Raw genomic sequence first — 18,309 nt, 5'->3', positions numbered from 1 at the left:
CCAGGCTGCGGCTGCAACTGTGACTGTGATGACGATCATGACCAGGACGATGGCTGCGGTAATCATCACCGCTGTCCGGATATGAGCCTGGCGATGCCGTATGTCGCCCGCCAACAGTGGAATGGAAAACGGGAAATCTATAATCGTCCGCGCGCCTTATTAAGAGGAACGCTGTTCGTAGAACTGGATATGCCGTTTACAGGAAAGGGGGGCTGTCAGGATGAATAAAAACGAGCTGCTGCGGGAGCTGCAGGAGTTGGATTTTGCGATTCAGGAAGCTGTCTTATTTCTGGACACTCATCCCCGCAGCGAGGTGGCGCTGAGCTACTATCGTTACGTTACCGGCTTGCGCCGCAAAGCTGCGGAAGAATACAACCGCGTCTGCGGACCGCTGACCAGCCGCGACAGCCGCGGACGCCGCTGGGATTGGGTCAATAGTCCATGGCCGTGGGAAAGGGAGGGATAAACCATGTGGATCTATGAGAAAAAACTGCAGTATCCTGTGAATATCCAGAAGCCGGACCCGGCGATGGCCAAGCTGATCATTACCCAGCTGGGCGGCTCGGATGGTGAAAAGGGCGCGTCTGACCGCTATCTGAATCAACGCTACGCGATGCCGTATCCAGAAATCCGGGCATTATTGACCGATATCGGCACGGAAGAAATGGCGCACGAAGAAATGATCGCGACGATGGTTTACCAGCTGCTCAAGGGTTGTTCAGCTCAGCAGATCAAAGCGGCCAACGCCGCGGATTACTACGTCGATCACACAGCCGGCGTCTATCCGCAGGGAGCCAACGGCATGCCGTACACAACCGCGTATATCCAGTCCAAGGGGGATCCGATCACCGATCTGTCCGAGGATTTGGCAGCGGAACAGAAAGCCCGCACGACGTATGAGAACCTGATGCGCTTAGCGAAGGATCCGGAAGTCTACGGCCCGCTGCTGTTCTTACGTCAGCGTGAAATCGTGCATTTCCAGCGTTTCGGCGAAGCGCTTGACTTTGTCCGCAAGGATCTGGACTGCCGTAATTTCTATCGCTACAATCCGGCTTTTGACCGCTGATCAAAAGCAAAGGCGGGAATTCTCCCGCCCTTTACATCATAAAAGTGAAAAACCCTGAAGATCAATGGAATTCATTCCGCCGGCCGGTTAGCGCAGTCCTGCGGAAGAGATTCGGGGCAAGCGGGGCCGGGCGCAGGCAGGGAGTCAAGATTTATATAAGGATTCCTCAGAAAAGGAATGAACCATCAGCTTTTACTTTATTGGTTTCAGGTTAGGTAAGAACATTTCGTATCACCGTAAAAATATGGTAATTTGAATATGAAACTATTATAATTAGACTAATAAAGAAAAGGTGTGGGAATATGAAAAAAATAACGAAATTTGGGGTGTTGGCGACGGCGTGCATGCTGCTGATGCAGGGCTGCGACGCTAAAGAAGAGAACTATGACAGCCTGCTGAATCCGAATAAACCGGTGACGCTGGAAATCTGGACGTATTACAACGGAACGCAGAAGGCGGCGTTTGACGAGCTGGTTACGGAATTCAATGAGACTGTGGGCGCGGAGAAGGGAATCGTTGTCGAGGCCTACAGCCAGGGCAACGTCAATGATCTGATCACTAAAGTTGAGGAAGCGGCGGAAAAGAAGGTCGGCGCCGGTGAAATTCCTGATATTTTTGCGGCGTATGCCGATACAGCGTATAAAGTTGATAAATTAGGACTGGTTGCTTCGATTGACAAGTATATGAGCGAAGCGGAGCTGGACTCCTATCGTGACGAATATGTAAGCGAAGGGCAGATCGGCGAAGATGGCAGTCTGAAAATATTCCCGATTGCCAAGTCGACGGAATTGATGATGCTGAACAAAACCGACTGGGATCGTTTTGCGGAAGCCAGCGGCGCGACGCTGGAGGATCTGAAGACCATTGAGGGTGTGACGAAGGTGGCCCGCGCTTATTACGAATGGACCGACAGTCTGACGCCGCAGCCAAACGACGGCAAGGCGTTCTTCGGCCGGGATGCGATGGCGAACTATATGATCATCGGCAGCCGGCAGCTGGGCAAGGAGATCTTTGCGGTAACGGGAAATGAGGTAACGCTGAATCTGGATCGCGAGATCTTCAAAAAACTGTGGGATAATTATTATGTTCCGTATATTCGCGGCTACTTTACGGCGCAGGGACGTTTCCGTTCCGACGACGCGAAGACCGGCGATTTGATCGCGCTGGTGGGTTCCAGCAGCGGCGCGGCTTATTTTCCGAAAGAAGTGGCGGTGAGCGATGTCGAAAGCTATCCGATTGAATCCGTTCTCGCTCCGGCTCCGATGTTTGAGCAAGGCGAGAAGATTGCGGTTCAGCAGGGGGCCGGCATGGTCGTGACGGCTTCGGATACCCAGCATGAATACGCATCAGTTCTTTTCTTAAAATGGTTTACTGAAGAAGAGCGCAACATTGAATTCTCGTTGTCTTCCGGTTATCTGCCGGTCAAGAAAGCCGCCAATGATATTGAAACGATTAAAAAAGTCATGCAAAACAATGCGGAGCTGGGATCGGCTGAAATGATCGGCGTTGTCGAAGTGGCGGAGAAACAGCTGAGCGAAGTTCAGCTGTATACGACGAAAGCCTTTGAAGGCGGCAATGACGCGCGGTCTTTGCTGGATACCTCGATGCAGGATCTGGCTAAAGCGGACCGCGAACAGGTGATTGAACGTCTGGCGCAGGGGCAGAGCCTCGATGAAGCGGCCGCTGAATTCGAAACAGACGCTTATTTTGACGCCTGGTTCGCAGCGCTGAGCCAAAAGATGCAGGAAATCGTCCAGGAGTAACGTTTTTAAGAAAAGGAGTAACCGGAATATGCTGAAAAAAAGAAGTGTTTTCAATCGTATTCTGATCCCTTTGATCATCGTTCAAATTTTTCAGATCAGTCTGTTTGGGATGTTGGTTTTCAGCGGCGGCGTCATTACCAAGCTTGACCGCAACGCTGAGGAAATCCTGAACGAGCGGGTCATCAATCGGAAGAATTATTTAGAAAATGAAATGATTCAGCGCTGGAGCAATTTCTCAATTTATCAGACGAAGATTGAGGAAGAAATTGAGCAGCAGCTCAGCGAAGCCGGCATGACCGTCGCCGACTTGGTGCCGGGGGCGGCCGTGACCAGCGATATTTTGAAAAAGATCGGTCCGGATCTGATCGCTTTGATGCGCAGAAATACGGTGACCGGTGTTTTTCTCGTCTTTGAAGGGCCGCAGGGTGAACTTAACGGTTCTGAAGAAACAGAAAAAAGTGGAATCTATCTGCGGGATCTGGATCCGATCAACAATCCCTATGATAATTCGGATCTGTTGATGGAGCGGTCGCCGACAGATGTGGCGCAGAGTTTGGACATCGCGATGGACGTCGGCTGGAGTCCGCGCTTTAAGATCACGGCGGAGAGCTATTTCTATAACAATCCGGTGCGGGCAGTTCGGTCAGACCCGGATTTGGCCAGTGAAGACGCGGGATATTGGGGTTACGGCTCCATGTTGAATGAAGATCTGATTAAAACAATTACCTATACTCAGCCGCTGATCGGCAGCGACGGAAGTGTGTTGGGTGTGATGGGGGTTTCCCTGGCCGACGATTATCTGAAATCGCTGCTGCCGTCGAAGGAACTGCTTGCGGATCAGTCGGGTTCCTATATGCTTGCGATCCTCGATGAAACGCAGTCTCAGGAGCAGGGGCTGACCTTGCAGAAGGTGACGCACAGCGGCGGGGTGTTTATTGCCATGTTCGGCGAAGCGGAAGAACTGCTTTTCCAAAAGGACTCCGATGTGTCCGGGGAAGGGGCTTTAATCCATACGTCCGCCTTCAAATTGAATCAGAAAATTTACGGCAGTCTGCAGCCGCTGGAGCTTTACAATTCCAACGCGCCGTTTTCACATCAGCGCTGGGTTTTAGTCGGACTGGAATCGCAGAATGCGCTGTATGGCTTCTCGCATAAAATGCAGAACAGCATTCTGACCTTTATGATTTTATCCATGCTGGTGGGGTTAGCCGCGACGATGTATGCGAGCTACCGGCCATCCCGGCAGATCGGCGCGCTGGCGCGCAAGGTCCGAAACTCCGATCCGAACAAACCGATCCATCTGGATCCGATCCGGATTACGGAAATTGATCAGTTAAGCCAGGCGATTGAGGAATTAAGCAAGAGCGTAGCGGAGAACAGTTCCCGGCTTTCGCAGATTATCGGCATGCTTTCGATCCAGATCGGAGCGTTTGAGGTTGAAGCGGATAAGAATTCTGTTTTCTGCACCTCTGGCTTTTTCGACGTTCTGGATCCGTTGACGGCCCACGAAGACCGCATGCTGACGCTGGATGAATTTGCCGGACAGCTGCGTTTATTGGATCTGGATCTGAAGGATTTGGGCCGGCTGCGGGAAAAGACAATCAAGCTGGAACAGGAGGGCGGCGGATCACGCTGGATGCGGTTAAAAACCGCGGCGCGGGCGCAGACGATCCTGGGCGTAGTGCAGGATGTGACGGCGGAAATGGTTGAACGGCATCGTATCGAATACGAACGCGATTACGACGTTCTGACGAACCTGCTGAACCGCCGGGCTTTCCAGCGTTTTGCGCAGGAGCGCTTTGAACATCCGGAACAGCTGAAAATTACGGCGTTTATGATGATGGATCTGGACAATCTGAAATATATCAACGATACTTACGGTCACGACTGCGGCGACGGTTATATCCGCAGCGCGGCAGATGTGCTGCGCAATAACGCCGGTCCGCATGAAATCGCGGCGCGGATGTCGGGCGACGAGTTCTACGTTCTGTTCTACGGTTATGAAACGGATTTCCAAATCCGTCAGAAGATTGAACAAATCCGAAAAGCGATGGCTGCTTATGAAATGGAGCTGCCGGATGGCAAGAGTATCCGGATCCGCGCTTCCTTTGGCGTTTCCTGGTATCCGCGCGACAGCCGCAACCTGGATGAATTGATCAAATACGCTGATTTTGCGATGTATGAGATTAAAAACTCCGTCAAGGGCGGAATCAAGGACTTTGAAATTGAAAGCTACCGCAAGGATTCGTTTATGCTTCACAGCAGCGAAGACCTCAACCGGCTGATTGAAAATGAACTGATTGATTTTGTATTCCAGCCGATTATCGACGTGGAATCGCAGACAGTCTATGGTTATGAAATGCTGATGCGGCCGAAGATGGAAAACCTGAAAACGCCGTCGGAGGTTCTGCGGATCGCCCGCGCGCAGTCGCGTCTGTATCAGATCGAGCGGCTGACGTGGTTTAAGGCGATGGAGGCGGTTGATCGTTATCACCAGCGGCTGCAAGGCAAGAAACTCTTTATCAACTCGATTTCCAGTCTGCGGCTGAGCCCGGAGGATCTGGAAGAACTGGATCGCCTGTATGGACGCTATAATTCGCAGGTTGTCATTGAATTGACAGAGAGCGAAAAGATGGGGGAAATGGCGACGATTCATAAACGCCAGCGCTGCATCGATCAGCATCAGGAAATCGCGCTGGATGATTACGGCACCGGCTACAACGGCGAAGCGACGCTGCTGGATCTCATGCCGAACTATGTCAAAGTGGATATGAGCATCATCCGCGGACTGGACCGCGATGTTAACCGACGCGAATTCTACGAAGGATTAGTCGTTTATTTCCGCAGCCGGAAGATTAAAATTCTGGCCGAAGGTGTGGAAACCCGCGAGGAAATGGAAGCGCTGATCGAATGCGGCACGGATTATATGCAGGGGTTCTACTTCCGAAAAGGCGAGCTGGTACCGCCAGAACCATGTCCGGAAGCCATGGAAGCTTTGCGGAAAGCCGTGGACAAGAAAAAGAAAGAACAATCGCTTACGAACAAATAGATCAAAGAAAAGAGACGCTTCGCAGATAGCCGTGAAGCGTCTCTTTATTGAGCATTGCTGGATAGAGTGAAACGGTTGAAAACGGAATCTCAGGTGAATAAGTATTAGGAATGGCTTAAAATTTGGTTTTTGTGGTATATCTTACAAGAAAAGAATTGTGAAAAGATGTATAATGAAACAAATTTAACAGGGAGGTTCATATGGGCGCATCAAAACTTGAGAAGCAAAAACAGAAACTGATTGAACTGGGAGTCATGGAACCGGAAGACACCTTGGTTGATTTCCTGCAGGCCAGCTATGTGGAACGGTTGGTAGGCAAGCTGGGCAAATGGAAACAGGGCTGGGCGTATTTTACGGAAAGCCGGGTGATCGTGATTACCGGAATGCTGGAAGACAATATTGTTATTCCCTACAAGACGATCCGCGAACTGGGCAAATGTTCCCAGAGTCTGATGCCGATCGGCATTACGATCACGCATGAGGATCCGGAAACGGGCAATCAGATCACAGACAGAATATCCTTAATGAAGCGGGATAAATGGCTGAACTTTATGGCGGAAAAAGCCGGTGTGGAAGCGGCGTAATTCGGCGGCAAATTTCTCACAACAACGAATTCAAAGTAAAATCCAGAAACCTTGCCGGGTCTCTGGATTTTTTCAAGCTTAAGGTCATCGCTGAGAGGCTAGAATAGGCAAAACGAACAAGCGTCCTTCCTATTTCTTTGAATCGGAGTCAACGATCCTGATTCGCTTTCCCTGACAAGAAAGGCAGAAATACTTTTTCTTTTTCAGTTAATCAGTGTATAATACAAAATAAAAGACAGGAACTAACGTTCCTGTCGGATTTGAAATCTGGTGGAGCCGACGAGGATCGAACTCGCGACCTTTGCATTGCGAACGCAACGCTCTCCCAGCTGAGCTACGGCCCCAGACACGATATTAAGTTTACCACCATTTTTCGAATTGTCAAGATTATAAGGAGGAAAGTTATGAAAGATTGTTTACAACAGGCGCGGGAAGTCATCAATGAGGTCGACGCGCAGATGGCGGAATTGTTTGAAAAGCGGATGACCGCTGTTCAACAGGTGCTGGCGTATAAGAAGGAACACAACCTGCCGATCTTGGATGCGGCACGGGAACAGATCGTGATTGAAAAGGGCGTTGCCCGGATCCAGGATCCCGTTTTAAAGCCGTATTACGAGGAGTTGTTAATCAAGCAGATGGAATTATCCCGGCGGTATCAAAAGACGCTGTTAGCGGCTTCCCAGGACGAATAAGGGGCGGTCTCCCTTCCAATAATCCACTTTGTCAGAATAAAAAAGAGCCCAAACAAAAAGATTGAAAGCACCCAGACCGGGACTCCTTTCAATCTCTTTTTTTCCAATACTGACCGAAAGCAAGCAGAAGCGTGCAGCCGGCGATGACCGCCGCCCCCAGTGTCAGCCAGTAGGCCGGATAACCGCCCAGCTTCATGATTGCCTGCAGAAATCCAATTTCCGGGACTTCCCGCAGAAACATGTAATTCTGTCCCCAGATCCAGTCCACAGCGAAGGCGCACAGCGCGCTGCCGCCCAGAATTGCGATGACGGAAGGCAGCTGGCTTAACCGCGGCGAATAATCGTCAGCCAGAAACATGAGAACCGGCGTCAGGATCAAAAGCAGATGCAGCGCAAAACTCTGGAATGTCTGAAAGTGAAAAAAGGGGTAAGTACCGACGATTCCCGCCGGATATACGATTGCGGTAATTCCGCCTAAAATGGACGTCGCCCAGACATAACTGCGCAGCGGCAGACTGCGTGAAAACACCGCCAGCGGAATGAAGAACACCTGCAGACCGCATAAATGCAGCGGCAGCAGCTTTACCCAATACCCTTCACCCAGCCAGACCAGCCACAAAATCCGCATTAATTCCAAAAGCGGGACGGCGATTGCCATGCCGTAAAGCAGCTGGCGGGCGGTTTGCCGGGAATGCGTCCGCGTCCAGCGGATCAGCCAGAACAAACTGAGCGGAATCATTAGAATTTCCAGAATGTGCAGCGGGCTTAGAAAACCATAAGCCGTGCCGGGAATCACTTCATCCCAGAAGCAGAAGAATTGTGAGATAGTAAAACCTCCTTCAGATCAATGTTCAAATTGCATGCGGTACAAATGCGCGTAAGCGCCGTCCGCGGCCATCAGCTCGGCATGACCGCCTTGTTCCAGAATCCCTTCCTCGCCCAGCACAACGATGCGCTTGGCGTTGCGGATCGTTGAGAGGCGGTGCGCGATGACGAACGTCGTGCGGTTGCGGGCCAGCCGTTCCAGTGAATCCTGAACGACCTTTTCACTTTCGTTGTCCAGCGCGCTGGTCGCTTCGTCAAAAATCAGGATTGGCGGATTCTTTAAGAAGACGCGCGCAATGGATAAGCGCTGTTTCTGACCGCCGGATAATTTAACGCCGCGCTGCCCGATATCTGTATTATACCCGTTTGGCAGCTCCATAATGAAATCATGCGCATTGGCAGCTTTGGCGGCGGCGATCACTTCCTCCTCGCTCGCTTCCGGTCGGCCGTAGCGGATGTTGTCCATGACGTTGCCGGCGAACAAATACACATCCTGCTGGACGATGCCGATGCAGGAACGCAGCGATTTCATCGTTACATTGCGGATATCCTGACCATCGACAAGGATCCGGCCCTCGCTGACCTCATAAAACCGCGGAATCAGGGAACACAGTGTTGTTTTGCCTGCACCGGAAGATCCGACCAGCGCCAGATATTCCCCCGGTTCGACATGCAGATCGATGTGCTTCAGGACGTAATCCGGGGAGGAGGCATATTTAAAGCCGACATCCTCGAAATCCACCGCACCCTCGACGTCAGCCAGGATCTGCGCATGCGGATCATCCTGAATGTCCGGCTCAACTTCCATGATTTCCATAAACCGCTGGAAGCCGGTGATGCCTTCCTGAAACTGTTCGGTAAAGTTGATCAGCTTCTTGACCGGTTCCGTCAGGTTGTTGATATAAAGCAGATAGGTTAACAGATCGCCTAACAAAATCCATTTCATCGAAATAAACGTCGATCCGGCAAGAATAACGACGACGGTGATCATTGTGGTGAAAGCGTTAAGACCCGAATGATAATAGGCCATGATCCGGTAGCTGTTCTTACGCGACTTGACGTACCGGTTGTTTTCCATGCCGAATTTCTCCAGCTCGCTGCCTTCGCTGGTAAACGATTTAACGACGCGGATGCCGGACAGATTGTCTTCGATCCGGGCGTTGATATCGCCCACCCGTTCTTTATTCTGCTTGAAGGCTTTGCCCATTTTCTTATTAAAGTACAAGGCGAAGACAAGCATGATCGGCAGGATTGAGAAGATGATCAACGTCAGCGGCACGTTGATGGAAAGTAAGATGAAGAACGCGCCGAAAAACTTGATGATCGAAATGACGACGTCCTCCGGGCCGTGGTGATACAGCTCGGTTAAGGAAAACAGATCGTTAGTCAGCCGTGACATCAGCTGCCCGGTTTTCTGTTCGTCATAGAAGCTGAACGACAATTTCTGATAATGACTGAACAGCTCGTTGCGCATATCATGTTCCATCATGGCGCCCATATAATGGCCTTTATAAGTGATGAAGAAGTTGCAGAGCAGCTCGATGATGATCAATCCGACCATCACCAGACCGATCTTGAAAATCAAATCCAGCTGTACGGACTGCGACGATACGAGCACCGTGTTGGTGATGTAGCGCGTCAACAGCGGAAAGATCAAGGAGATCGCCGCGACGATGAAGGCGCAGACCATATCCGCGATAAACAGCCTTAAATAAGGCCGGTAATACGAAAGAAATTTTTTACCTCTGGCGTTAAGCAACACAATTCCCCCTTTTAGTTAGACATAAGTGTAGCCTAAATTGCCGAAAACTTCAATGATTCAGACCTTTTCCGCCGGTTTTTCAAGTTCAGCGGCAAAGGAAAAGGGATCCGCTTGCGGAAGCCTGGAAAGCTTGGTAAGATGGAGAAAAGAAAGCAGAGGCAGGTCGAGTGAAAAATGGCATTTATATTGGTAAAGACAGCGAACTGGGGTTAACGGATAGCGCGGCGATTCTGTTTTTTCGTGATCCGCAGCATGCCTGGCTGGAATCCAGGCTTTATGCTAAAAGAGAAGGACAGTTCTTTTGTATCGGCGTATGCCGGTCAGTGCCGGCGCTGATGGAGCTGCATCAATCTTCATGCCGAATCGATACAGTGTTTCTTGACCGCGGCCGGATCCGCGGCAGCGATCTGTCGATGGCGCCGTTGGTGGACACGACATTTCAGCTGGATGAGCAGGAGAAAGAACTCTGGGTGAAACTGGACGCGGAAACGATTGGCCCGCTTGCGTTAAACGAAAGCTTTCTCCATGATCCCTGCCCGGACAGGCGTCCAGCTGAGGCAGGCCATCTGGGCGAATGCCTGCGGGAATGGAATCGCGGCGTGATCTGGGAACATATTCAAATTGAAGGTGAAGATCATGAGATCGGCTGTCAGATCAACACGGATAAGCATATGTTGATCTTTGAAATCTCGCCGCGTTCGGTCTACTGCCGGGCGGCCCGCTTCGCGGCGGTGAATGAAGGCGTGGTTTTCGATCAGAATATTCGTCAGGGACAGGCCAGTTTTATGATTCCGGATAACCGGGAAGCCGCTCAGCCGTTAATCATTGAGAAACAAAGCTTCGGCCGCGAGACCTGCGTCTGGAATGGAAAAACCGTTTACTGGTCCGTTGCGGCTTATGACGAGGATCATATCGAGCTGCATGGTTGCCAGGGTGCGGTATATTCCTGGTCTCGTCCAGCAGCGCGCTGAAGCCTGGAAAGTAAAGAAGAAGCCTGACCGCATACGGAAATGGACAAAAATCGCTGAAATTCAACCGCGGCTTCCTTTCTGAAGCGCAGCTTATTTGAAATCAAAAAAGAAAAACGACTCCGGTTCAAGGCCCGGGGCCGTTTTTCCACAATCAGGAGTGATTTGTTATTTGTAGCAATCCTGGAACAAACTGGCCAGCTTGGCCTGCAGCGCCTGCTCGAACTTGGCGGCGGCTTCCATCGTACTCTGAACCGTTTCGTTGACCTCGATCAATTTGTCGATCGTGATGCAGTCCATGGAGACGGCGCACTGCAATTTTTCTCCCTCGGCATTGAGGATATGCGCAAGCGCGGCTTCCTCCAAAGCAATTGACTGCAGAATATCGGTAATGGCTTGTGAACGGGTGACGTTGCTACTTCTGATTTCAGGCATTCCCATAAGTTAATTCCTCCTTACACTGACATCCTATTCGACCCGGGCGAAAGAACCCGGGCCCATGTCCCGGAGTTATGAAATTTTCCGGGCGGCATACACTGGTCAAGGGGGAATGATCATGAAAATCGTAATTGTCGGATATGGAACAATGGGACATTTATTATTAAGCCGGATTGAAGAAAAGGAAGATCTGCAGTGCGTCGGTTTGATCGCTTCCTCCTATTATCAGGAGATTTCCGAGCTGCCGCAGCATCCCGAGGTGATCGTCGACGTCAGTCACCCGGACAATTTCGTCCGGATCGAACGGGCGATGCAGCGTCAGCCGATTCCGCTGGTTTTGGCGACGACGGGGTACAATGAAATTCAGAAAAACACAATTGAGGATTGGGCGCGGCAGGTGCCGATCGTCATGACCAGTAATTTTTCGATCGGGATGACGATCGTCAACAAAATGCTGAAGACCTGCCAGCGGGAAATCGCGCAGTATTTTGACTGCGATATCCTGGAAATTCATCATGAACAGAAAAAAGACAAACCGAGCGGGAGCGCGCTGATGCTGAAGAAAACGCTGCAGGGACCGGCGACGGACCGGTACGGTTATCAAAAACCGATTTCAGTGACTTCCCTGCGGCATCGACAGATCGCCGGCGAACATACGGTGATCCTGTGCGGCGATCATGAACAGATCACAATTACCCACACGGCCGACAGCCGGGAAATCTTTGTGCGCGGGATTCTGGAAGCCGTGGAGGCGATTCCCTATTTGAAACCCGGCCTGTTTTCGATGGAAGACTTGCTTGCCCAGCGCTTTTTGCAGCGCCGGCTGCTTTGATTTTAATAACGCCAGTCCCTCAATCTGGTTCGAGCTGAACCGGGCTGAAAAAGAAAGGGGAAGCGAAAAGCCTGTTTTGATAGGACAGGTTTTTCTTTTGCGGTTCAGTTCGCTGCGAATCTCTTTATAAGGAGAGCGGCAGCGCAGACTTGAGGTTCGCGGCACGATCTGTTAAAATTAAACCAATATAAAAGGATGGTTCGGACAGGAATTTCGATTACGGAAGGGAGAGGTCAAAGTGGAAAACTATTTCATAAAACTTTGGGGCACTCCGACACTGCGGGAAAACGGCCGGTCTTTGCCGCTGAATGAAATCCTGGGAAAACAGCTGACAGAATTATTGTGCTATTTTCTGATTCATCGCGGCGAACTGGTCAGTCATGAACGGCTGATCGAATTATTCTGGCCGGAATCGGTCAATCCGCAAAACGCTTTGAAATTTGCGGTACACCGGCTGCGGAAGCTGACCCAGCCGTATGCCGAAACCAAGGAACAGGAATGGATCGCGACGGGGAAGCATGGCTATTTGTTTTCACCGCAGGCGCCGGTGGAAACCGATTTATACCAGCTTTCATCACTGACGCCGGAACTTCTGGCAAAACAGCCCGGACAGATTGAAGCCTTAATCAGAGGAGAATTGATGGAAGGCTATTCTTCAATGTGGATTCTTCCAATTCGGGAGTTTTGGAAAGAGAAAGTCAAAACGCTCGTTCAGGAAACGGCTGGAATTCTCGATCAAACCGGGCAGGCGGAAGCGGCGCTGCAGCTGACGCAATGGGCGCTGGCGCTGGATCCGTATTCCGACGAGCTGAACTACCGGTATTTATCCGAACTGGTCAAAGCGAAGGAATATAACCGGGCTTTGAAACATTACGATCAAATTTCCGAACAGTTTTATCATGAGTTCGGCGTCGAATTTGAAGGCCGCTCCAAGTCGCTGATTTACTTTTTAAGCTCGGACCGCGAACCGTCGCATTCCATTCAGGAACTAGTTGAAGAAATGAACGCCAGCGAAGACGAATGCGCGTTTTATTGCGAACAACCCGTTTTCCGCAAGCTGTATCAGGCGCGGATGCGCGAAAGCAAACGGCTGGATATCAATTCTTACTTATTGGTGTTGGATGTTCAAAGCGATTCCGCGGAACTGGGAACCCGGGCGACCGACGCGCTGATTCAGATCGTCAAGACACAGCTGCGGTCCTGCGATATTTTCACCCGCACGGCAAACTGCCAGCTGGCGGTGATGTTGATGATCAAAGCGGAAAGCGACGTGCATAAAGTGGTCAGCCGGCTCAGCCAGCGGCTGAACCGTAAGTATCCCACGAATCAGGTCCGTGTTTACTACCATGCGCAGAAAATTGAACAGAGCGGTTCGCAGCCGGCGGCAAATTGAACGCCTTGGGGATGATTGAAAACCGACGCTGAAAAAAGGTATAATAGAAACAGAAAGAAGGATGAAGAATGTCATTACTAACAACATTAAGAAAAGATAAAATGCAGGCGCTGAAAGACAAGGACACGGTGAAAAACGGAATATGCAGCTTACTGATCTCAGCGATTGCGCTGGCTGAGAAGGAAGCCGGTCAGCCGTTAAGCGCGGAAGAAGAGCTGGCTTACGTTCAGAAAGAACTGAAACAGACAAAGGATACGTTAGCGCAGACACCGGCCAGCCGTCCGGAATTGATCGCAGAAACGCAGCGTAAAATTGAAATTATTGAAGCGTATCTGCCGGCGCAGATGAGCGAAGCAGAGTTGGACGACGCCCTCAGAGCAGTGATCGCGGAGCTTCAGCTGGAGCCGGTAATGAAAAACAAAGGAACGCTGATCAAAGCGATGATGGCGCGCTACAAAGGAAAAACCGACGGGAAATCCGTCAATGCCGCTGTCGGGCGCGTGCTGAATTAATCACTGGATTCTGACCGGAACTTAACCAGGAAAGAAAGAGAAAAAGAGGATTTGTCCGCAAAATAGCGAGGCTGATCCTTTTTGTTTGATTCTTCGGACATCTTATTGATCAAGGGCAGGCTCTATCTTCAATCCGGCAGCAGGCGGAGGATCTGATTCTCAGCAAGACAACGAGAAGCAGAGCTGAACCATAGGCAAAAAGCATACGATTCGTTACAACATCAAGATTAGTTATAAATCACCTAAAAAATGGAAAATCCATGCGTAATCCCATTATATCGTTCCTAAAAACCGTTGTCAATTAATGTATACTTATGTGACAAATACCTAAAACCGATGAAATCCATTCGCAGATCTGTAAAAGATCCACTCGTTTGTTGGTCAAGGAGGGGTAACAATGACGAAAAAGTACGGTAAAAACAGCTTCCAGAAATCCTGGAAAACCATTCTCAGTCATCATGAGCAGCAAAGCTCAGCCAATCAGGAAGAAAAGACCGGGCCGCTGATTCCCGCAGAGCTCAGGGAACCGGAAGAAACGCCGGAAGTTTCATCAGCTTCCAGCGCTTTAACCGAAGCCGAAACAGAAAGTGTGACCGGGCTTGAGTCCAGCTTGGCTCAAACAGATGAATCCCATCGGGATCCAGCGCCGGAGACAGTGGAGAATCCGCCGGCAGTTCCGGAACTGAAACCGGATTACGGAACATCGGTCTTAACGGCAGACACCCAGATTAAAGGGGATCTCCAGTGTCTGGCTGATCTGGAAGTGCACGGACAGATTTATGGCAGTCTCTTCTGCGAAGGCCGGGTCTTTGTCGACGGCGAGGTCAACGGGGGAATCCAGGCGCAGAATGTTACGTTAAATCATGCAAAGATCCAGGGGGACATCTTGTGCGCCGGGGAATTGGAGGTTCTGGAACAAAGTGTGATCACCGGGAACCTGCAGGCGGAGAAGATCACCCTGAACGGCCGGATTAAAGGTAATCTGTATTGCAAGAACTTATTAGTTCTCATGGCTTGCAGCTATGTCGAGGGCGATATCATCACCGGCAAAATCTCGGTTCAGGAAGGCGCGCAGATGACGGGCAGCCTGACGACCAGCGAATCTGAAAATGGCTGAGCCTGACGGAATTCGCTCATTTGAAAATGAAGAACGACGCCTTATTAGAAAAACTGGCGCAGCGCTGCGGCTGTCTTTATCTGTCCGATCTGCGCCAGCCTTCCGCGGTGAACCGCATGATGATTTTAGCGACGCTTCAGGAATTGAACGCCGAGGATTATCCGCTGAATCAGTGGAAGCGGGTCTGGCTATATCTGACAGACCTGCCGCTGCCGGCGGAACGGACGGCGTCTGATCTGCGCGGGACGCTGCTGGAGCAGCTGACTTCTCCGAAGACTCCGGTCGGCAGTGAACAAACCGGACATGGAAAAGCCTGGGCGAAGCGGGAAAAGCCCCAAAGAACTAAATAGGGAACGCCGGGATAACGCCGGCGTCCTTTTCAGATCAGGCCGCATGAATCTGCGGTTATCCGGAAGCAATCCGCAAAGAAAAACCCGCATCCATTGCGGATGCAGGCTCAGAATTATCGGACGGTGACGCACTGTTCCTCACTGTGCAGGCCGGTACTGTAAACGTAGTAGCCGCAGACCTTGACGCTGCCGCCGCCTTCAACCCAATCATAATAGGTCGGTTGATCCGAGGTGACTTCGTGGTACAGGTTTCCGTTGAGATAGACTTTCGCGTAATAGTAAGGGTTGCCGAGGATCCAATTCCAGTCGAACAGCTTCTGACCGACGGCATAAACATAGATATCGCCTTGAGACAGGCTGATTTCTTTCTGGTTTTCCGGCAGATCGCCGCGGTAGCCGCCCCAGTTGATCGTCAGGCCGCCCCATTCGTCGATATAACCGCTGACCGTGCTTTCCAGCTTCTGTTCGGAATTTCCCCACGGCGAAACCAGATTGTTGAATTCCTTTTTAATTAAGCCCGTTGTCGACAGATTCGGGTCTACGCCGTCCACTGCGGCATACGGGAAGGTGCCGAGGATGTGCGTGATGTTCTCAACGCCCGCTGGCTGAACCAGCGCCTTCGGCGGATTCTTTTCATCATAGTTGGCGTCCAGCAGAAGCTCGCAGATCTGACCCGGAATATTCTTCCGGCTTTTCTCGTTGTCAAAGTAAGTCTTTTCATCTTTAACACCCTTATCGTAGCCGACCCACACGACGTTGGTTGTCTGGCTCGTCGAGGCGATCATCCACTTGTCCTTGGCCGCGCCTTCCGGAATACCAAACCGCAGGCCATCTTTGCCCCAGTCGGTGGTGCCTGTTTTGGCGTAAACAGGATAGCTGCGCTTTAAGACCTGCATGTAGTTGAAATACGGGCCTTCAACACAATACTGCATCAGCGTGCTGGCCATGTAGGCGGCTTCCTCGCTGATGACTTGCTTGCCCGTGGGATCTGCGACATAATCCTCACTGCCGTCGCTGAACTCAATCCGGGAAACGGTGTGCGGTTCGACATACCGGCCGCCGTTGACCATGGCGGCATGCGCGCTGGCCATTTCTGTGGCGCTGGCTTCAAAGGAAGAACCGCCGATCGCGTAGCCGGTGTCGAAATGATCGTTATCGACGCGCGAGAAGCCCAGGCTTTGCAGATAGTCGATGACCTTGGAACGCCCGATCGTATCGATGACCTCCTGCAGCGTCTGGATTGCCGGCGTATTCAGCGACTGCCCAACAGCCTGCTGCAGCGTCACGTCGCCGCGGTACTGGCCGTCGAAGTTGTTGATGACTTTCTTGGTGCCGCGGTAAACGATCGGCCGGTCGGTGATGACGTGATCGGTCGCCCAGCCCAGGTGTTCAAAGGCCAGCGCGTAGGACAAGAACGGCTTGACCGCGGAGCCGGGTTGTTTAAACTGGCTGATCGCCCGGTTCAACAGCCGCGCTCCGGAATAATTCCGGCCGCCCCCCAGGCCGCGGATCTCACCGGTCTGGTTGTCCATCGAGACGATTGCGATCTGCATCAGCTCATCCGGATATTCGATATTCTCACCATTTTGAATCGCGTCGATCTGTTCCTGAACCGTCCGGTCCATGTTGGTGTAGACCTTCATCGGCGTCAGCGCCGGATCCTTGCCGGTGATCTGCTTGACTTCTTCGATGACCGCGTCGACATAAGCCTGATACGGCCCGCCGCTTTCGGAGATCGTGTAATCCTCGCCGACTAACAGATCCTCCACGCGGATCGACTTGGCCAGATCGGCTTCCAGCTCGCTGATGTAGCCGTGATAAACCATCATATCCAGCACGGTGTTGCGCCGGTTGGTGGCGTAATCGAGATTTTCATACGGATTGTAGGCGTTCGGCCGGTTGATGATGCCTGCCAGCAGCGCGCTTTCACTCAGGCTTAAATCGTTGGCATTCTTACCGAAGTAATACTGCGCCGCTTTCTGAACGCCGCGGATGTTGCCGCCGAAGTTCAGCTTGTTCAGATACAGCTGGAAGATCTGTTTCTTATCGATCAACGTTTCCAGCTTTAGTGCCGTCCAGATTTCCTGAACCTTGCGGTCGACTGATTTTTCCGCGATCGTCGAATTCTCCAGATCGTCGACCTGGAAATAGGTGTTTTTCACCAGCTGCATCGTAAACGTCGAGCCGCCCTGACCGAAGCTCTTGGACTTCAGATTTTCCAGCGCCGCTTTCGCAAACCGCGGGACGTCGAAGCCGGGATGCTCGAAGAAACGCGAATCCTCGATCGCAACGAAGGCGTCGACCAGCGAAGCCGGCATATCGTCATAAGTGATGTTTTCGCGCAGGTAGGCGCCCAGCTCGGTGATCAGGTTGCCGTCTTTGTCATAGACCTGGGAAGACTCCAGACCTTCGAAGTCGGAAAGACTGATCTCAGGCGCGTCTTTGATCATAACGGAAGCGACATACAGACCGCCGCCTCCGACGATGAGACCGGCGATCAGAAGAAAATAGACGAAAAAGATCGCAATTTTTTTGCCCAGCGGCACCTTGCGCTTTTTCGTTTTGGGTTTATTCTGGGATTCTTGAGGATCCAGGGATTTATTTTGTTCTGACATGCGTTTTGATTCTCCTTACTCTGTGGGGGGATTTCCATGGAAATCCATTTTGATGAATCATTCTTTATTTTACCACAAACTGCTAGATTGGCAAAAAAGAGCGAAGAAAAAGTGATAAAAAGCGCTGAATTCCACAGGAAATAGGACGAAAACAAGAAAAAATCCGGAATTTGCGGGGGATTTTCCCATTGACATTTCATCGCATGCGAGTAGAATGAAGATAAACCAGCGATGGGGAGATCAAGCACGGACAGGCGCTTAAAGAGAGTTTGGGCAAGGTGGAAGCCAGACAGAGAAGCCGCTGTGTAAATGGACCCCAGAGGGCCAGGCGAAAGGAATTCCA

Annotated in this window: 17 protein-coding genes and 1 tRNA gene; 13 read left to right on the top strand and 5 right to left on the bottom strand. The window is 51.3% G+C overall.

All coding sequences use genetic code 11. From position 1 onward, the window contains the following. The 6 genes from HOLDEFILI_RS20075 to HOLDEFILI_RS09330 all read left to right on the top strand — a co-directional run. The coding region (locus HOLDEFILI_RS20075; RefSeq protein ID WP_039864602.1) for a spore coat associated protein CotJA at positions 1-228 on the top strand (228 nt) is incomplete at its 5' end. Beyond that, a complete protein-coding gene (locus tag HOLDEFILI_RS09350) occupies positions 221-466 on the top strand; it encodes a spore coat protein CotJB (protein ID WP_006059387.1) in 246 nt (81 codons plus the stop codon). The genes HOLDEFILI_RS20075 and HOLDEFILI_RS09350, both read left to right, overlap by 8 nt. Positions 467-469: 3 nt before the next feature. Further along, the gene (locus HOLDEFILI_RS09345; protein WP_006059386.1) at positions 470-1,066 is read left to right on the top strand and encodes a manganese catalase family protein; all 597 of its coding nucleotides are present in this window, start codon (positions 470-472) and stop codon (positions 1,064-1,066) included. A 302-nt stretch (positions 1,067-1,368) separates the two neighbouring features. Continuing rightward, on the top strand, positions 1,369-2,829 hold the full coding sequence (locus HOLDEFILI_RS09340) for an extracellular solute-binding protein (protein WP_006059385.1): 1,461 nt from the start codon (positions 1,369-1,371) through the stop codon (positions 2,827-2,829). A 28-nt stretch (positions 2,830-2,857) separates the two neighbouring features. Further along, on the top strand, positions 2,858-5,878 hold the full coding sequence (locus tag HOLDEFILI_RS09335) for a GGDEF and EAL domain-containing protein (RefSeq protein WP_006059384.1): 3,021 nt from the start codon (positions 2,858-2,860) through the stop codon (positions 5,876-5,878). Positions 5,879-6,078: 200 nt separating this feature from the next. Further along, positions 6,079-6,462, top strand: coding sequence for a hypothetical protein (locus tag HOLDEFILI_RS09330; RefSeq protein WP_006059383.1), 384 nt, complete (start codon positions 6,079-6,081; stop codon positions 6,460-6,462). 268 nt (positions 6,463-6,730) lie between these two features. Here HOLDEFILI_RS09330 and HOLDEFILI_RS09325 read toward each other — a convergent pair. Then, a tRNA-Ala gene (locus HOLDEFILI_RS09325) sits at positions 6,731-6,806 on the bottom strand. A gap of 60 nt (positions 6,807-6,866) precedes the next feature. Here HOLDEFILI_RS09325 and HOLDEFILI_RS09320 point away from each other — a divergent pair. Beyond that, positions 6,867-7,154, top strand: coding sequence for a chorismate mutase (locus HOLDEFILI_RS09320; protein WP_039864599.1), 288 nt, complete (start codon positions 6,867-6,869; stop codon positions 7,152-7,154). Positions 7,155-7,242: 88 nt separating this feature from the next. Here the strand turns inward: HOLDEFILI_RS09320 and HOLDEFILI_RS09315 are convergent, their stop codons facing one another. Beyond that, the gene (locus tag HOLDEFILI_RS09315; RefSeq protein WP_006059381.1) at positions 7,243-7,950 is read right to left on the bottom strand and encodes a YwaF family protein; all 708 of its coding nucleotides are present in this window, start codon (positions 7,948-7,950) and stop codon (positions 7,243-7,245) included. A gap of 48 nt (positions 7,951-7,998) precedes the next feature. Then, on the bottom strand, positions 7,999-9,741 hold the full coding sequence (locus HOLDEFILI_RS09310; RefSeq protein ID WP_006059380.1) for an ABC transporter ATP-binding protein: 1,743 nt from the start codon (positions 9,739-9,741) through the stop codon (positions 7,999-8,001). A gap of 167 nt (positions 9,742-9,908) precedes the next feature. Here HOLDEFILI_RS09310 and HOLDEFILI_RS09305 point away from each other — a divergent pair, with 167 nt between their 5' ends. Then, complete coding sequence (locus tag HOLDEFILI_RS09305) at positions 9,909-10,712, top strand: hypothetical protein (RefSeq protein WP_006059378.1); 804 nt, start codon at positions 9,909-9,911, stop codon at positions 10,710-10,712. 165 nt (positions 10,713-10,877) lie between these two features. Here HOLDEFILI_RS09305 and HOLDEFILI_RS09300 read toward each other — a convergent pair whose 3' ends face one another. After that, positions 10,878-11,150 (bottom strand): alpha-helical endospore appendage domain-containing protein, encoded by a 273-nt coding sequence (locus tag HOLDEFILI_RS09300; RefSeq protein WP_006059377.1) that lies wholly within the window; start codon positions 11,148-11,150, stop codon positions 10,878-10,880. A 115-nt stretch (positions 11,151-11,265) separates the two neighbouring features. Here HOLDEFILI_RS09300 and dapB point away from each other — a divergent pair, with 115 nt between their 5' ends. The 5 genes from dapB (at position 11,266) to HOLDEFILI_RS09275 (ending at position 15,351) form a co-directional block, all read left to right on the top strand. After that, positions 11,266-11,979, top strand: coding sequence for a 4-hydroxy-tetrahydrodipicolinate reductase (dapB, locus tag HOLDEFILI_RS09295; protein ID WP_039864597.1), 714 nt, complete (start codon positions 11,266-11,268; stop codon positions 11,977-11,979). A 238-nt stretch (positions 11,980-12,217) separates the two neighbouring features. Then, the gene (locus HOLDEFILI_RS09290) at positions 12,218-13,372 is read left to right on the top strand and encodes an AfsR/SARP family transcriptional regulator (protein WP_006059375.1); all 1,155 of its coding nucleotides are present in this window, start codon (positions 12,218-12,220) and stop codon (positions 13,370-13,372) included. A gap of 68 nt (positions 13,373-13,440) precedes the next feature. Next, a complete protein-coding gene (locus HOLDEFILI_RS09285; RefSeq protein WP_039864595.1) occupies positions 13,441-13,884 on the top strand; it encodes a GatB/YqeY domain-containing protein in 444 nt (147 codons plus the stop codon). Between the two features lie 397 nt (positions 13,885-14,281). Beyond that, the gene (locus tag HOLDEFILI_RS09280; protein ID WP_006059373.1) at positions 14,282-15,001 is read left to right on the top strand and encodes a bactofilin family protein; all 720 of its coding nucleotides are present in this window, start codon (positions 14,282-14,284) and stop codon (positions 14,999-15,001) included. 20 nt (positions 15,002-15,021) lie between these two features. After that, on the top strand, positions 15,022-15,351 hold the full coding sequence (locus HOLDEFILI_RS09275; RefSeq protein ID WP_039864594.1) for a hypothetical protein: 330 nt from the start codon (positions 15,022-15,024) through the stop codon (positions 15,349-15,351). Between the two features lie 113 nt (positions 15,352-15,464). Here the strand turns inward: HOLDEFILI_RS09275 and HOLDEFILI_RS09270 are convergent, their stop codons facing one another. Further along, entirely contained in the window at positions 15,465-17,966 is a 2,502-nt protein-coding gene (locus HOLDEFILI_RS09270; RefSeq protein ID WP_006059371.1) for a transglycosylase domain-containing protein, read from the bottom strand. Positions 17,967-18,309 lie beyond the last annotated feature (343 nt).

It is taken from the genome of Holdemania filiformis DSM 12042 (assembly GCF_000157995.1).
GTDB classification, from domain to species: domain Bacteria; phylum Bacillota_I; class Bacilli_A; order Erysipelotrichales; family Erysipelotrichaceae; genus Holdemania; species Holdemania filiformis.
Note: the sequence above shows the minus strand (reverse complement) of the source record. Positions and strands in the feature narration are given on the sequence as shown.

Coding starts and splice junctions, on each gene's coding strand:
- HOLDEFILI_RS09350 (WP_006059387.1), top strand. CDS start 221: ATGAATAAAAACGAGCTGCTGCGGGAGCTGCAGGAGTTGGATTTTGCG.
- HOLDEFILI_RS09345 (WP_006059386.1), top strand. CDS start 470: ATGTGGATCTATGAGAAAAAACTGCAGTATCCTGTGAATATCCAGAAG.
- HOLDEFILI_RS09340 (WP_006059385.1), top strand. CDS start 1,369: ATGAAAAAAATAACGAAATTTGGGGTGTTGGCGACGGCGTGCATGCTG.
- HOLDEFILI_RS09335 (WP_006059384.1), top strand. CDS start 2,858: ATGCTGAAAAAAAGAAGTGTTTTCAATCGTATTCTGATCCCTTTGATC.
- HOLDEFILI_RS09330 (WP_006059383.1), top strand. CDS start 6,079: ATGGGCGCATCAAAACTTGAGAAGCAAAAACAGAAACTGATTGAACTG.
- HOLDEFILI_RS09320 (WP_039864599.1), top strand. CDS start 6,867: ATGAAAGATTGTTTACAACAGGCGCGGGAAGTCATCAATGAGGTCGAC.
- HOLDEFILI_RS09300 (WP_006059377.1), bottom strand. CDS start 11,150: ATGGGAATGCCTGAAATCAGAAGTAGCAACGTCACCCGTTCACAAGCC.
- dapB (WP_039864597.1), top strand. CDS start 11,266: ATGAAAATCGTAATTGTCGGATATGGAACAATGGGACATTTATTATTA.
- HOLDEFILI_RS09285 (WP_039864595.1), top strand. CDS start 13,441: ATGTCATTACTAACAACATTAAGAAAAGATAAAATGCAGGCGCTGAAA.
- HOLDEFILI_RS09280 (WP_006059373.1), top strand. CDS start 14,282: ATGACGAAAAAGTACGGTAAAAACAGCTTCCAGAAATCCTGGAAAACC.
- HOLDEFILI_RS09270 (WP_006059371.1), bottom strand. CDS start 17,966: ATGTCAGAACAAAATAAATCCCTGGATCCTCAAGAATCCCAGAATAAA.